This window comes from Crateriforma conspicua (genome assembly GCF_007752935.1).
Taxonomy (GTDB): Bacteria; Planctomycetota; Planctomycetia; order Pirellulales; family Pirellulaceae; genus Crateriforma; species Crateriforma conspicua.
Genome location: NZ_CP036319.1, coordinates 1,788,791 through 1,804,406 on the forward strand (window position 1 = coordinate 1,788,791; position 15,616 = coordinate 1,804,406).

Below are 15,616 nucleotides of genomic sequence, written 5' to 3' on the forward strand. Positions count from 1 at the left end.
TTGGCGATGAGTCGCGATCGCATCCGACGGTTAGCAAAACGAGAGCGATCAACGCGGCGGCGATGTGGTGAGTTTGGTGAAATGGCATAGGTGGTTGTTGGCTTCCGACATTCGTTGGCCGACTGCCGCCGATGCGGAAGAAGTCTCCACATCGGCGGCGTATCAATTGAGAGTCGGTGTGAGACTATTGCTTCGGTTTGGACGTGAACGTTCCGCTCGGCCCGACGAGCTTCACTGGTTCCTTACCGGCCTTCTCGATCGCTTCCCAAAGTTTCAACGGCGACGGGGTCGCGTTGCTTTTGGGAACGACGGTCGCGGTCTTGGATTTGACGTCCGTCTTGACGCTTTCGACGCCGGGAACTTCGTTCAACTTGGCCGCCACCTTCTTGGCGCAGTTCTCGCAGGTGAGAACCTTCAAGGTGATGGTGGTTTTGGTCGTCGAAGCACCAGCGGCATTGGCCACTCGGCTTTGGGCGGTCATGCAAACGGCAAAGGCGAACGTCAGGGCAAGGCAGAGGGAGGTGCGGTACATTTTCAGATTCCTTCCAGGTAACAGATTGTGGTTTTCAAAATGGTCAGTCCTTTCGGATGGGGGCTGAGTGTCACATGGCGATCTCCTTTTGAGTTGGGAGTTGGGACGAAAGAGTGACTGGGAGCGAGCGTTTTCAACGGGCTGGTCGAAGCCACCACACCCCCAGCCACTTGGCTCGAGCAAATTACTCGGTCGGTTCGGGCGGTTGGTGACCGGTCTTCGCTTCGTAACGTGCGACAAACTTTTCGGCGCGTTTGGGGCTGCAAATGAAACACTGCGACTCGGGACGCTCGTGCTCGTCGCACCAATCGCCCGCTTCCTTGAACTCGGACACCAGCGTTTTGTCGCATCGGGGACATTCCTCCTCGGGCACGCCGTGTTCGACGCACCACCAACCACCGTGGCTGTGGTCCACGTTTGTGGCCGCGACGGGTTCCGCCACGCCCGGTTCGGTAGCAACGTCGTCGCTATTGCATCCTGCCAGTCCGATCGCCGCTGTTACCAGCAAACCAAACATCAGGCCGCGTCCATTCATCATCCAATTCATCTTGTTCTCCTTCGGCTCAGGGCCGAATTTCTAGGGGGTGACCGTCGTCGGTTCGGACCAACGTTGTGACTCTCGCTCTTGCGAAGCATCAAACTCCAGTCCGGCCTCCGGGTCGGTCGGTTCTTCCGGCTCAAGACAATGACCGTCATCGTCTCCTCCATCGTCATCGTGGCTCTCGGTGGGCATGTTGAAGACCACGTAAAGCACACGAAGTACAAGCAGGCTCATGATCATGGCGCTGCAAACGCCACCGATCACGACCGTCGCCAGCGGTCGTTGCACTTCCGCTCCCATGCCCGTGCTGAAGGCCATCGGCACAAAGCCGAGGCTGGCCACCAACGTGGTCATCAGGATCGGACGCAATCTTGTCATTGCCGCTTCCTCGACGGCTTCATCCAGCGAACGCCCACGCCGTCGCAGTTGTCGGATCGTTGAAACCAGCAGCATGTCATCGAGCACCGCGACGCCGGACAAGGCGATGAAGCCAACAGCGGCCGAAATCGAAAACGGCATGTCGCGAATCCACAACGCCAGCACGCCGCCGATCCATGCGAAGGGAACGCCCGTGAACACACGAAACGAGTCGATCCAGTTGCGGTACGTTGTGTAGAGCAATGCCAAGATCAACAGCAGCGCGATCGGCACGACGATCATCAACCGCGTCTGTGCTCGCTCGAGGTTTTCAAACTGCCCACCCCACTCGATGCGATAGCGACCGGCGGGCAATTGAACCTTGGCATCGACGACTTGCTGTGCCTCGGCGACGAAACTGCCAAGGTCGCGGCCACGCACATTCGCCTCGATCGTGATGCGACGTTGATACCAGTCGCGTTTGATCGTGTTGAAACCTTCCACACGCTCGATCGAGGCCAGACGCGAAAGCGGAATGCGTTGGCCCGACGGCGTCGCGACCAAAATTTCACCGATGGCTTCCGGGTCAGACCTTGCTTCTTCTGGCAATCGAATCACCAACGGAAATCGCAGTTGCCCTTCGTAGACTTCGCCGACATGATTGCTTCCCAAGGAGCGGACGATGTTCATCACCGTGCTGGCGGGGATACCGTAGCGAGCGATCTGATCCTGTTTGACTTGAATTTGCAAAACCGGCTGACCTGATATCTGCTCGATCTTCACGTCCGAAGCCCCGGCAATCGAATTCAATGCCCGTTCAATCTCGATTGCTTTCTCGTTCATCAGATCGAGATCATCGCCGTACAGGATTGCCGCGACGTCCGAGCGAACGCCCGAGATCATCTCGTTCATTCGCATCTCAATCGGTTGCGACAACGCCAAACGCGGCCCCGGCAAATCGCGAAGCTCCCGTTGCACCAGAGTCGTCAGTTCCTCTTGCGTTTCCGCCCGCGTCCATTGCTCGCGGGGATGCAGCGTGATGAACAGGTCGGTAAGTTCAGTCCCCATCGGATCGGTGGCGACTTCGGCGGTCCCGATGCGGCTCCAAACTTGGTTGACTTCGTCAGGGAACTTTTCCAGTAGCACCTGCTCCATCCGCGTGTTGTAACGCATGGATTCTTCAAGCGGCGTGCCCGCCAAACGCACAACATTGAGCGTAATGGCTCCTTCGGAAAGTCGAGGCACGAACTCGCTGCCGAGGTTAGGTGCGACGAGGGTGAAAACGCTGACCAACAACAGCACGGCCGAACCAATCACGAACGCCTTGTGATGCATGGTGAACCGCAGCACCGGGGCGTACAGCCATTTCAGAACGCGGATCAACCAAGGTTCCGTTTCCTTGATGTTTTTGGGCAAAAAGATGCTCGCCAAAACGGGCATCAACGTCAGCGAAAGAATCATCGAACCGGCGAGTGCCATGATGACGGTCAACGCCATCGGCCTAAACAGTTTTCCTTCGATGCCTTCCAGGGTCAGGATCGGCAAATAGACGATCATGATGATCAGTTCGCCAAACATCGTCGGCTTGCGAACTTCAATGGCTGCATCGCGAATAATCTCCAAGCGGCTCTTACCGTCCCGGTTGTGTGCTAAATGCCGCACGCAGTTCTCGATCATCACGACACTGCTATCGACAACCAATCCAAAGTCGATCGCACCGAGACTGAGCAAACTCGCGGCGATGCCAAACTTCAACATTCCCGAGAACGCGAACAGCATCGACAACGGAATCGCCAAAGCCACGATCAACCCGGCTCGCAAATTGCCAAGAAAAATGAACAGGATGGCGATGACCAGCAGGCCGCCCTCAAACAAGTTTTTCTGCACGGTATGGATGACGTGGTCGATCAGTTCCGTCCGATCGTAGACCGTTTGAATCGTTACACCGGCAGGCAGGGTTTCCTTAATCTGTTCGAGCTTTTCCTTCAGTGCCCATGTGACCTCGTCACTGTTCTCGCCCATCAGCATGAAACCGAGACCCAGCACGGCTTCGCCTCGACCGTTGGCCGTGACCGCACCACGACGAATCTCGTGACCGATCTGTACCTCGGCCACGTCGCGAACACGAACCGGCACACCGTCTTTGGCCGTGATGATGACTTCTTCGATTTGTGCAATGTTCACCGTCCGACCAACACCGTGGACCAACAGCATCTCACTGCCATCGGTCACCGTACCGCCGCCGACGTTTTCGTTGTTCTCCTGAATTGCCTCGCTGACTTGCTCGAACGTCAGTCCGTATTTGAGCAGTAGGTCCGGGGCGATCCGCACCTGATACTGTTTTTCATATCCGCCCCAACTGTTGACCTCCGCCACACCACGCACCGAACGAAGCTGCGGCTTGATGACCCAGTCATGAATGGTGCGAAGTTCGGTCAGTTGCTTGACGCGTTGCTCGCGCGACACCTGCGAAAGATCAACGCCTTCGTTGACCACGACGTAGTGAAAGACCTCGCCCAAGCCCGTGGAGACCGGTCCCATTTGGGGCCGCCCGATTCCGTCGGGCAATTCCACCGTCGAAAGCCTTTCGTTGATCAATTGCCGAGCGAAGTAGATGTCGATGCCATCATCAAAGATGACCACGACTTGCGACAAACCGAACTTGGAAATCGACCGCAGTTCGTGCAGTCCCGGCAAACCGCTAATGGCTTGCTCGACGGGAAAGGTGATTTGGCGTTCAATCTCTTCGGAGGCCAGTGACGGCGCAACCGTGTTGATTTGAATCTGTACCGGAGTCGTATCGGGAAATGCGTCAATGTCGAGTTGTTGCAGCGAGAAACCGCCGACAACCGCAAACAACAACGCCGCCACAATCACCAACCCGCGGTGCTTGAGCGAAAAATCAATCAGCCAATTAAGCATCCGTGCTCTCCTTTATTCAGCGACGCAGTCGCAGCCTGCACCAAGATTGTTTTTCAGTAACTGCGCCTTTAGCACGTCGCTACCAGCGGTCGCGATGACCTCGCCGGGCAGGACACCGGAGATGACTTCCGTGACGTCGCCGTTTTGGGCACCCAATCGAACCGAGCGGACGTGGAACAGCTTGTAGCTGTCGGGGCCGGAGAAATAATCCTTGTCGCGAACAAAGACGACTTGGCAACAGCCTTCCCAATGTGACGCTCCGGTCGGAATGACAATCGCATCGGCTTCCTCACGCAGGATGATCTCTCCCATGCCGAATGTTTCGTTGCGAAGCCGCCCGCCATCATTGGCCAGCACCGCCCGCACCTCCAACATGCGAGTGTCTTGATCGGCCGACGTGTCGATCCAGTCCAGCACGCCTTCGACGTCCTGACGACTGCCATCGGGTGCGAACCGGATGCGTTGCCCGATCGCCAATTGGTCCATGTTTTCCAGCGGCACGCTCAGTTGCAGCCACATCTGGCGAGTGTTACCGATTTGAAATAGCATCCGCGACGGATTGACCACCTCGCCCGGCGTCACGGTTCGCTCGATGACGATCCCATCCATCGGCGACGCAAGCGGTAGCAGATTGGCAGTGTCGCTTTGTGCGTCGAGTTGCGAGCGGATTGACGAAGGAATACCGATGAAACGCAATTCATCGAGCACCTGTTGTTCGTCCATTCCCCGAAGCCGTTTGACGTCAACCGGCAACCCCAGATTCCGCAACGATTGCTCCGCACTCAAGACATCCGCACGTGCTTTAGCCAGCGCCGCCTCTGCATCCAGAACTCTCGCCCCCGCAATCGCGCTTCGTGCCTTGGTCAAACGCGATACGTTCTGTTGTTGCAACTTCTCTTCGGCGAGCGAACGCAGCAGCGAGGTTTTTAATTCCCCGACTTCGACCGCGTCGACGACCACCAACACTTCGCCCTTGGAGACTTTGTCCCCCACATTCTTGAAAACTCTCCAAACGCTGCCCGGCACGCGAGACGCCAGTTTGGCTTGCCGCGTCGGGTCGTAGACAATTTCACCATTGCCAGAAATCGACTCCACAATCGGATGCCGCTCAACCAGTTCGACATCAACGCCCGCCTGCATCACAGCTTCAATCGACGCGAACTGAATCCGCGTTTGGTAGATCTTGCAGCCGCTGTTGTTTTCCTTGCGCGGGGCAATCGCCAACGCACGGGCCGCACGCTGCAAGTCCGCCGCAAGCTCGCCCCGCGATGGCGGCTGCTTGAGTTGCGCGACATCGGGATGATCCAGCACGCAGTTGTGAACGCCATGATCCGAACACCAACCGTAGTCCGGTCCTTTGGGCATCAACGTCGGATCGCACTCGACGCAAATGGACTCCGGCACCGCGTGTTCCTCACACCAATCATCGACAACCGGTTCGACTTCGCCGGTTAACGCGGCGAATTTGGGAATCCGCCAATCGTTGTGATGCCCATACCAAAACACGGCAGCGAAACCGGCCAGAACCAGCGTCGGTCCGATACTACCGAGCACGAACGAGATACCGCGGCGAACGGGACCGCGAGGTTTTGATTTCCCGTCCTGAGTAATTTCAGTTTTGGCGTCTGGAACCTTGTGTCCGTTGACGGACGGCTTCACGGGTTCTTGCCGAGGATTTTTTCTCGGCGCATGGGGAATCGGATGACTCATTGGAAAACCTTGCTGGCTAGAGACGGTGCAAGCAGCGCACGCAACAACCGCGAGCGCATACAACGACTAAAATCGCAGCCAACCAGAAGGGAGAACCCAAGCGCGAAAATCCGTAGCCGGAATTACAAACCGAGTTCGCCGGTCAGCAGACGAAGTGACCTAGTCGCGGCTCAGAGCAGCCAAGAAGAGTGCGCAACGCGCACCGAGCGACCCGTCAAGAGATTGAATGGACGTGGTTGATGCTCGAATCGAGAAACCAAGACCTCAGAGAGATCAAGCGACTCCAATTTCAGCGGAGCGAGATCCAAGGCGAGCTGAAAATCAGCAATCGTTCGGTGGTTCAGCTCAGGCGTGACCTGGCACTCACATCCCGTTTCGCAAGGGCAAGGCGATTCCACCGGTGGAACGCTATCGTCATCACAAGGCGCGTTCTGTTCACCAGAACAACCACAAGAATGATGCACAACTGCCACATCGCTCACAAAACGATCATCAGACCCACCCAGGCAAAACACCGGGCACGCGACAACTCGCAATGCGATAAACGATAGTAAAAGCAGCCGAAACATCGTGTCAGTTGGTTCTTCTTAATAGGTAGGCCATCAAAAAGATTGTAGGCTACAACTAGCCTTGCGACCAGTCCAGTTTATCGGCAAATGCTTGCCGCGTTGTTCTGTCATTCTTGCATGGCCAGCCGCAAATCAAGCAATTCGCATACCAACACGCCCACTTGGGAGTCTGATTAACCCAGCTTCACTCCCCATCTTCCCTCAAGCGTCCTTCGCAAAGCGTTCGTCTCGGATACCCAGCCGCAACTTCCACTCCATCGCACTGCAATACAAAACCGGCACGATAAACATCGTGATGATTGCGATGAGCATGCCGCCGAAACTGGGGATCGCCATCGGCACCATAATGTCGCTGCCACGGCCGGTCGATGTCAGGATTGGAATCAATGCCAGGATTGTCGTCGCCGTGGTCATTAAACACGGTCGAACGCGTCTCATGCCGGCAGCCACAGTGGCTTCGCGAGCGTGCTGGGCGTTCTCGATGCGATCCTTGCGGAAGCTTTCGTCAAGGTACGATGCGATCACGACGCCATCGTCGCTGGCGATGCCGAACAGGGCCAAGAAGCCGACCCAAACGGCAACACTTAGGTTGATCGTTTTGACTTGGAACAGCTCACGCATGTTGGTGCCGAGTAAGCTGAAATCGAGGAACCATTCGGTCCCGTACAACCATAGCATGATGAAACCGCCCGCCCACGCGATCAGGATGCCACTGAAGACTAGCGATGTTGTGATGGCTGATTTGAATTGCAGGTACAGAATCAAGAAGATGATCCCGAGTGCGAGTGGTAACACGATTGCCAGCGTTTTTTGCGATCGGATTTGGTTTTCGTAGTTGCCTGCGAACGTGTAGGTGACTCCAGCGGGCAGCGTGAACTCGCCCGAGTCAATCTTCGATTGCAAAAATGCCTGAGCATCCTCAACGACGTTGACTTCCGCTTCGCCCGGCTTCTTGTCGAACAAAACGTACCCAAGCAAGAACGTGTCTTCGCTCTTGATGACTTGCGGACCTCGCGTGTAGCGAATGTCGGCGAGTTGTCCGAGCGGGATTTGCGATCCGGTCGGCGTTGGAACTAGAATCCGTTCGAGCGATTCGAGATCGTCCCGCAGTTCGCGGGCGTAACGCACTCGCACCGGGAAACGCTCACGACCTTCGACGGTCGTTGTGATCTGCCGGCCGCCAATCGCAACTTCGATCACGTCCTGCACGCTGCGAATGTGCAGTCCGTATCGTTTGATCGCATCGCGGTCGATGTCGATCTCCAAGTACGGCTTGCCGACGATGCGGTCAGCGATGACGGCTGACGATTGGACCGTTGGAATTTGCTTCAACAGCGATTCCAATTCCAAGGCAACCCGCTCGATCGTTTCCAGGTCCGGGCCTTTCACCTTCATCCCCATCGGCGCACGCATGCCGCTCTGCAGCATCACGATCCGAGCCGCGATCGGTTGCAGTTTAGGAGCGGACGTCGTGCCTGGAATCTGGGCCGCCGTCGTGATGGCTTGCCAAATGTCGTCAGGCGTGCGTATTTCGTCTCGCCATTGCCGGAACGGACGACCGGTGGGATCAAGGATCAGCTCACCGTCGTCGTCGCGGATATACTCGTTTGCTTCCGTGTCATAGCGGAAGTTCAGCCGGTGACCGTCTTCGTCGGTTTTGTATTCCGACTTGTAGGTGATGTAGGTTTCGATCATCGACACGGGTGCCGGATCAAGCGGAGTGTCGGCGCGACCAATCTTACCGACGACCGATTCGACTTCGGGGATCGAGACGAGCAGTTGGTTCTGCAACTGCAACACGTCCATCGCTTCACCGATCGAAGCGTGCGGCATCGTGGTGGGCATGTAGAGGAACGAGCCTTCGTCGAGCGGCGGCATGAATTCTTTGCCGAGTCCCGGTAGCACGTTGGTTGCTGTTCTCCAAGGACCGGACTCCCGAACAGTCGAATCTGAAATGCCAACCATCGAGAACGCCTTGGGAACGAAACCAAAGACCTTGTCGAAACCCAACCAAGCCGATCCACCGAACAACAGGATCGCAGTTGGCAAGCAGAGAAACGCGAGCTTGTGATTCAGGCACCAACGCAGGATCGGTTCGTACAGGAATCGTTGAAAGACAGTAAAGAAGCCGAGGATGCCGCCAATCAATCCGCCGACGAACAGCAAATTCAGTAGCAAACCTTTCTGCGGTCCCAGCGGCAACCACTCCTGCGTCAGCAGAACACCGACGACTATCGCCGCGAGTGCACTGGCCGCGTACGGTCCGAAACGGTGGTAACGCTCAGGAATCCGTTCTTCGTACAGTTTGTATGCGGACAGCACGATCAAGATTGCACCGACCCACCACGTCAACATCATCGACGCCGCAATACCGAGAATCAGTAACGCGAACCAAGCCCCACGACGCAAACTCTTTGACTCAATGCGCCCGCCCATCAACACGTGGGCGGCTGGCGGAATGATTGTCAGCGCCACAATGACGGATGCCGTGAGTGCAAACGTCTTGGTGAATGCGAGCGGACGAAACAGCTTTCCTTCCGCACCGATCATCGTGAATACTGGCAGAAAACTGACCACGGTCGTTGTCACGGCGGTCAGCACCGCACCGGCGACTTCGTGAGCCGCTTTGAAGATCACCGTCAACTTGTCGTCTTCGGGCGCAGCTTCATCCAGGTATTTGAGAATGTTCTCGGTGAGAATAATCCCCATATCGACCATCGTCCCGATCGCAATCGCGATGCCAGACAACGCCACGATGTTTGCGTCCACGCCAAACGTCTTCATGGCGATGAAGCACATCAAAACGGCCAGCGGTAGTAGCGCACTAATAAGAAATGAGCTGCGTAGGTGGACGACCATCACCAGGATCACGATGATTGTCACGAGGATTTCTTCAAACAGCGCTGTGTTCAACGTGCCCAGCGTCTCGTAGATCAACCCCGTGCGATCGTAGAAGGGCACGACCGCGACTTGACTGGTCGTAATCCATGTCGGCCACTGTTCTTGGGGCATGCCACGAAGATGCTTGACCCAGGCATCGCTACTGGCCGTCGCTCCCGTGATCGGTTCCAGGTCATGCCGGTCGGCGTAGAGATCAACTTCATCGGCCGACGTCTTTGTGTAATCGACAAGCACCTTCGTCGGCAGGCCCGGCGAAACTTCCTTGATACGCTGTTTGATGTTCTTGATCGCTGCCAGCGGGTTGTATCCGTAACGCACGACCGCGACTCCGCCGACGGCTTCCGCACCGGCCTTGTCGAGCGCACCACGTCGGAGAGCCGGCCCGAGTGACACGTTGGCTACGTCGGCCACCGTGATCGGCACGTTGTCCGTCACTTTTACGACCGTCTTCTCGATGTCTTCGATATCCTCGATGAAGCCGAGACCGCGGATGACGTATTCCGCCTTGTTCAGTTCGATCGTCCGAGCACCCACATCAACGTTCGTCATGCGAATCGACTCAAACACCTTCGCAAGCGTCACTCCAGCGGCCCGCATCGCATCGGGATCAACGTCGATTTGGTACTCCTGAACGAAGCCGCCGATCGACGCGACTTCGCTGATCCCTTCCGCTGAAGTCAACGAATAGCGAACGTAGTAGTCTTGAATCGTTCGCAGCTCTCGCAAGTCCCAACCGCCGGTCGGGTTGCCATCAGGATCGCGGCCCTCGAGCGTGTAAAGATAAATCTGCCCCAATGCTGTCGCGTCCGGTCCGAGAGTCGGTTGCACGCCATCGGGCAAGGTACCGGCGGGCAAGCTGTTCAGCTTTTCCAGCACTCGCGTTCGCGACCAATAGAAGTCTGCGTCTTCGCCGAAGATGATGTAAATCGACGAGAAGCCGAACATCGAATAGCTGCGGATCGTCTTGACTTCGGGAATGCCCAACAGCGCAACCGTCAACGGATAACCGATCTGGTCCTCGACGTCCTGTGGGCTGCGACCCATCCACTGCGTGAACACAATTTGTTGGTTCTCGCCAATGTCGGGAATCGCGTCGACCGGCACGGGATCGCGAGGCAACACGCCGGTGTCCCAGTCAAACGGCGCGACCATGACGCCCCAGCCTAGCGTGGCAATGACCAGCAACAGGACAACGAGCTTGTTGGTCAAGCAGAACCAGATCAGCCGGCCGAGGATCGAGCGTTTTGCGTATTCAATGGTTTCATCGTTGTCAGTCATGTTGAATTACTTGGCCTACAACTTTTCGACTTTGTCGGCACACTTCAGCATCGACGGGCCGTAGTACGGATTGCGAACTGCATCGTCGGACTGAATCCAAGATGCACCACGTCCCTCAAACGCCATCGGGCAATGCAGTTCGTAAAGAGCCGCGTCGGTGGGAAGGCCGAACATCCGCTCCAGGCTCAGCATCTGCTCAGACAGCAACGCGAATCCGCTCCGCAAGGCGGCGAGGTCGCTTGCTTTCTGCATTCTTGCGACGATCTCGGACAAGTCGCGTTTCTCTTTGTTCCACATTTCGACCGCTTTGGACTCAGAGACGATCGGCAGCAATGAAGCCAATCGCTGATGCAACGGCTCGACGGCTTGCTTCGCACCCTCCAGATCGTCGGCCGCGAGCGCCTTACCAAGTCCCAAATAAGGACCGACAAAGCCGTCTAATTGCTGGGTCACTTCTGGCGGAGCATCCATGTTCGCCATCGCTGGCATCTGCATTTCATCGTGAGACATCGGCAACGGGAATTGCGTCTTCATTTGATCGACGTGCTGGCGAGTCAACGCGAACACCCGATCGGCTTCACGCATGGAATTGGTCTCACGGCCTTCGGTGACGTCGTTCCGCAATAACATCGCAATCTCGAACCATTGCGGTCGCATGTCGGGGCCGATCAAGTCTGCTGGCAACGCCTCGACCGCTTTACCCAGTTCGTCGTAGCCGGCACGAATCTCTGCGAGGTTCGCTGCTTCGACCTTTTCTTGAATCGTTTTGTATTGCTCAACAATGCCTTGCATCGCATCACGTACCGCTGGCACCAACTCCATCGGACTCGCGTTCATCGTGACACCTTCGTCTGCCTTTGGCATTTCCATACCGCCGTGGTTGTGTCCACCGCCGCCGCCACCTTGAGGTGTCATCATCGAGGGCTTCGCAGAAATCTGCAGCGCACTGTCGAGCTTGAAGTTTCCGTTGGTCACAACGAGGTCGCCTTCGTTGAGACCGGACTTCACCAGATAGAATTCACCTGCTCGCGGACCGATCACAATCTCCCGACCTTCATAAGTCGGCTTGTCTGCGTCGGGAATCTGAACGTAGACGATCGCTCGTGTGCCGGTTAGCAACACCGCTGACGTCGGTACGATCAACGGCTTCGCAGCATCGGTCGGTTCCGCAGTGACATAGCCCAATGATTCGGCCCGTACCAATGGCATCCCGCAAATGTCGCAGTCGCCCGGTTGATCTTTCACGATCTCGGGATGCATCGGGCTGATCCACTTTCCAGCTAACGACGCATCAAGCACTCGGCCGCCCGCCGCGACGTTGCTCTTCACGATCGCCCGCACGAACATCTCCGGCTTCAGTCGGCCGTCATCGTTGCTGACGTTCACGCGAACCTTCACTGTTCGCGTATCTTCGTTCAACACCGGGTCGATGAACGCGATGCGTCCGTGAAAAACCTCGCCCGGATAAGCTTCGGTCGTGAACTCGACGTCTTGCCCGTATCGCAACCAAGCTAGGTCCGATTCGTAAGCATCCATTTGAACCCACAAGTGGTTCAAATCAGCGACAGTGTAGATGCGGTCGCCGGTCTGTACGCGATCACCTTCTTGTTTCAACTTGCCGACGACCACGCCGCCGACCGGCGAATAGATCGTTACGGTTTCGGATGACTTACCACGTTGCTCGATTGTCTGAATCTGTTCTGGCGTCAGTCCCAGCAACCGCAATTTCTCGCGAGCGGATTCGGCAAGATCGAGTGGTTCGATGAAACGCGATGAGCTTTGCGGCCGGTCCCGCCGAGTGGCGGCAAGCAACTCTTCCTGTGCGGTGTAGAGTGCCTCGCTGTAGATTTGCACCATGTGGTCGCCCTTGTTGACTTCGACGCCCGTATAGTCAACGAACATGCGTTCGAGCCTGCCGGGAACCCAAGCCGTGATGTGGGCAAGTCGTGTTTCGTCGTACTCGATCTTGCCCACCATCCGAACATCGGCCGTCACGTATTGCCGACGCACGGGGCTGACCTGAACGTTCATTAGGCTCTTGATCTCAGAGCTGATCGAAACGGTGCGAACACCGTCGGCCGATTCTCTGACCGGAACCAAGTCCATCCCGCAGATCGGACAACTGCCCGGACCATCGCGACGGATTTGCGGATGCATCGAACAAGTCCAAATCGACGGTTTCCCTTGCATGGCCTCCGAATTCGACGTACCGGAATTCGAGGACACATTCGGCTCATCCGAGCCGCCGCCAAACCAAGAAGCGACGAAGACACCGAGCAGCACAAACGCCACCGCTTGTGCAATCCAGAGTTTCCCGCGGTGTTGTTTGAAGAATTCGTTCATGAGTTCGCTTTAGGATTTGTCTAACCAGGTCACCAGCTTCGCCACTTCATCTTGGTCGCGAACACCGACGGCGGTGACGCTTCGAGTGCCTTGCTTCCAAGTTGCCGCGATGCTGGAATCGAGATCGACGAGGCAGCAATCTTTGTCGCCGCACGTTGCCATGCTTTGGCGGCGATCGCCAAACCAAGCCATCTCTTCGTCGTCGTGTTCAAATAGAACCAACGTCGAACCGTCGTTGCGTTTGCAAACCGCCTTTACGCACGTGCAACAAGGCATTTTCAAGACGCTGGTTGATGCCAACGAATATCCCTCGGGCAATCCGCCCGAGACGATCGGTCGATAGCCGACCAACTTAACTGCTCCGTCCGCGTCGACTTTCTCACCGTCGTACTTGGTAAGCAGCATTCGTTCCGCTGCGTCTGGATCGCTGGGCAGCTTCTGCAAGTATTCGTCCATCACGCCAGCGAACTCGACCATGTGTTCGGCTGACATCTCACCATCAGGCGAATGTCCATCGGTGCCGTGCGTCGCCATCGCACCACTGCTGGCCATGTTGTGATTGTTGCCGCCGCCGTACCACAGACCTGCACCCAATAGAACCAAAACGGACGCGGCCATCGACACCAGCCCCGCGCCATACGGCGACTCGCGAATCCAAACGCTAAACCGTCGCGACAGTGTCACCGGCTCAACGGCCGTCGGCAATTCACGCTCAATTCGCTGCCACAGACTAGACGGCTTTGCTGGGATGGGCGTTTGAGCGAAATTCGACCCGATTGACCTGAACGAACTCAGCTCTGCCGCACACGATTCGCATGACTCAACGTGTTTCGCCACCGTTGCCGCTCGTCCAGCCGCAAGCTCGCCGTCGTGATAAGCCGACAGGTCTGGCTGCACAGTTTTGCAATCGTTGGTTGACATAACCCACTCATTCTCTGGGAGACGCTTCTGCTGATGTGTTTTTGATGCCCGAAGTACGTGTTTATTCACGCATTTCAGTGAATTTGCAGAATTCTTTCCGCACGGCGTGAAGAAAGCGACCGCCCAAGTATCCAAATGCACGTCAATCGAAAAATTCGCCCTCCTCATCCGCGAAGGCAAAACCCCATGCGACTCACGAAATTCATCCCGTTTCTACTCGGCGGGTTGCTCATTCTCGGCATTTTCGGCTGCAACTCGCCCGAATCCGATCCTGTGACGCCACCCGCGACTCCCGCCAGCGACACGGCCGAGGACCACGCAGACCATGACCATGGCGACCACGCCGATCACGATCACGGCGACCACGCCACCGCAGATTCCGATTCGCCAATGGCCAAGATGATGGCGGGCTTGAAAGAGCTATCGCCGGAAGATCACAAGTCCGCCATGGCCCAACACATGTGCCCCGTCAGCGGCGAGATGCTTGGAACGATGGGAGCCCCTGAAAAGGTCGATGTGAACGGCAAGTCAGTGTGGATTTGCTGCGACGGCTGCAAAGACAAGCTGCTCGCCGACCCAGACAAGTACCTCGCCAAGTTGAATCAGTAGCCCCACGTTCATCACCCTGTACCATCACTATTTTCAAAGAACTATTTCAATGAAACTTCGCATTCTCACTGCAATTGTCGCGGCCACACTGTTCGCGTCGCCCCAACTCGCGACCGCGCAGGACGTCCACTCCGGACACGACCACGCTGGGCACAGTCACGCCACTGCGGCAACTGGCCCGCACGGTGGCACTGTGCAAACCGTTGGCGACCGCCGCGTTGAAACCGTGATCGCCGACAAAGGCATCATGTTCATGATCCTTGGCAAGAACGACCAACCGATCGCCCCGCCCGACGCGACCGGCACACTGAAACTGCGAGTCGGCGACAGCGAAAAGGAATACGCCTACGAACTCAAAACGCTCAAAAACCTAGCAATCGGCGTCGGCATCGACCTGTCTAAAGTCGTCGATCGACCGTTGCACATCAACGTCGAGATCACCAACATCGGAAGCCAGCCTCTGGTCTTCCATGCGATGGGCAAACTCGCCAGCGGTAAGCTCTCTGACGAACTCCTCATCAGCCTTCAAGCCACGTGCCCCGTCAGCGGCCAACCGCTCGGCAGCATGGGCAAGCCACCCAAGATCACAATCGGTGACAAGTCACTCTTCGTCTGCTGTGCGGGCTGCACGAAGAAAGTCGAAGCCTCACCCGACCAGTACCTCACCAAGTACTACACCGCCAAAGGCGAACAAGTCCGCGAGGGCGTTTTCAAATCGACGCTTGCCGATGCTGCCGCAATCGCCGCACAGAAAACCTGTCCCGTGATGGACGAACCGCTGGGCGGCATGGGCGTCCCAGGCAAGGTCAATGTCAATGGAAAAGCTGTCTACATCTGCTGCCCCGGCTGTGCCAAAAAGTTGGTCGCCGAACCAGACAAATACCTAGCCGCCCTCAAAGCCAAGGGAATCACGCCACCGGCGTTCTAAATATG

Annotated in this window: 9 protein-coding genes and 1 pseudogene; 2 read left to right on the top strand and 8 right to left on the bottom strand. The window is 56.7% G+C overall.

Annotated features, from left to right (window positions below; all coding sequences use genetic code 11):
- Nucleotides 1-184: 184 nt before the first annotated feature.
- From Mal65_RS06720 to Mal65_RS27480, 8 genes and pseudogenes are all read right to left on the bottom strand, one after another.
- Entirely contained in the window at nucleotides 185-532 is a 348-nt protein-coding gene (locus Mal65_RS06720) for a heavy-metal-associated domain-containing protein (RefSeq protein ID WP_196784632.1), read from the bottom strand.
- 184 nt (nucleotides 533-716) lie between these two features.
- Nucleotides 717-1,079 (bottom strand): RND transporter, encoded by a 363-nt coding sequence (locus Mal65_RS06725; protein ID WP_145295156.1) that lies wholly within the window; start codon nucleotides 1,077-1,079, stop codon nucleotides 717-719.
- A 30-nt stretch (nucleotides 1,080-1,109) separates the two neighbouring features.
- Entirely contained in the window at nucleotides 1,110-4,352 is a 3,243-nt protein-coding gene (locus Mal65_RS06730) for an efflux RND transporter permease subunit (protein ID WP_145295159.1), read from the bottom strand.
- A gap of 12 nt (nucleotides 4,353-4,364) precedes the next feature.
- The gene (locus Mal65_RS06735; protein ID WP_174820143.1) at nucleotides 4,365-6,062 is read right to left on the bottom strand and encodes an efflux RND transporter periplasmic adaptor subunit; all 1,698 of its coding nucleotides are present in this window, start codon (nucleotides 6,060-6,062) and stop codon (nucleotides 4,365-4,367) included.
- A 770-nt stretch (nucleotides 6,063-6,832) separates the two neighbouring features.
- Nucleotides 6,833-10,810, bottom strand: a complete 3,978-nt coding sequence (locus Mal65_RS06745) for an efflux RND transporter permease subunit (RefSeq protein WP_145295165.1) — start codon at nucleotides 10,808-10,810, stop codon at nucleotides 6,833-6,835.
- Nucleotides 10,811-10,825: 15 nt separating this feature from the next.
- Complete coding sequence (locus tag Mal65_RS06750; protein ID WP_145295168.1) at nucleotides 10,826-13,153, bottom strand: heavy metal-binding domain-containing protein; 2,328 nt, start codon at nucleotides 13,151-13,153, stop codon at nucleotides 10,826-10,828.
- A 9-nt stretch (nucleotides 13,154-13,162) separates the two neighbouring features.
- The gene (locus Mal65_RS06755) at nucleotides 13,163-13,837 is read right to left on the bottom strand and encodes a hypothetical protein (RefSeq protein WP_231131300.1); all 675 of its coding nucleotides are present in this window, start codon (nucleotides 13,835-13,837) and stop codon (nucleotides 13,163-13,165) included.
- A 129-nt stretch (nucleotides 13,838-13,966) separates the two neighbouring features.
- Nucleotides 13,967-14,242 (bottom strand): annotated as a pseudogene (locus Mal65_RS27480) (anti-sigma factor family protein); the annotation flags it as partial.
- An 18-nt stretch (nucleotides 14,243-14,260) separates the two neighbouring features.
- Between Mal65_RS27480 and Mal65_RS06760 the strand changes: the two are divergent.
- Together Mal65_RS06760 and Mal65_RS06765 are read left to right on the top strand one after the other, a co-directional pair.
- Complete coding sequence (locus tag Mal65_RS06760) at nucleotides 14,261-14,683, top strand: hypothetical protein (protein ID WP_145304739.1); 423 nt, start codon at nucleotides 14,261-14,263, stop codon at nucleotides 14,681-14,683.
- A 49-nt stretch (nucleotides 14,684-14,732) separates the two neighbouring features.
- On the top strand, nucleotides 14,733-15,611 hold the full coding sequence (locus Mal65_RS06765; RefSeq protein ID WP_145295173.1) for a hypothetical protein: 879 nt from the start codon (nucleotides 14,733-14,735) through the stop codon (nucleotides 15,609-15,611).
- The last annotated feature ends 5 nt before the right edge of the window (nucleotides 15,612-15,616 follow it).

Coding starts and splice junctions, on each gene's coding strand:
- Mal65_RS06765 (WP_145295173.1), top strand. CDS start 14,733: ATGAAACTTCGCATTCTCACTGCAATTGTCGCGGCCACACTGTTCGCG.
- Mal65_RS06760 (WP_145304739.1), top strand. CDS start 14,261: ATGCGACTCACGAAATTCATCCCGTTTCTACTCGGCGGGTTGCTCATT.
- Mal65_RS06725 (WP_145295156.1), bottom strand. CDS start 1,079: ATGAATTGGATGATGAATGGACGCGGCCTGATGTTTGGTTTGCTGGTA.
- Mal65_RS06735 (WP_174820143.1), bottom strand. CDS start 6,062: ATGAGTCATCCGATTCCCCATGCGCCGAGAAAAAATCCTCGGCAAGAA.
- Mal65_RS06750 (WP_145295168.1), bottom strand. CDS start 13,153: ATGAACGAATTCTTCAAACAACACCGCGGGAAACTCTGGATTGCACAA.
- Mal65_RS06730 (WP_145295159.1), bottom strand. CDS start 4,352: ATGCTTAATTGGCTGATTGATTTTTCGCTCAAGCACCGCGGGTTGGTG.
- Mal65_RS06720 (WP_196784632.1), bottom strand. CDS start 532: ATGTACCGCACCTCCCTCTGCCTTGCCCTGACGTTCGCCTTTGCCGTT.
- Mal65_RS06745 (WP_145295165.1), bottom strand. CDS start 10,810: ATGACTGACAACGATGAAACCATTGAATACGCAAAACGCTCGATCCTC.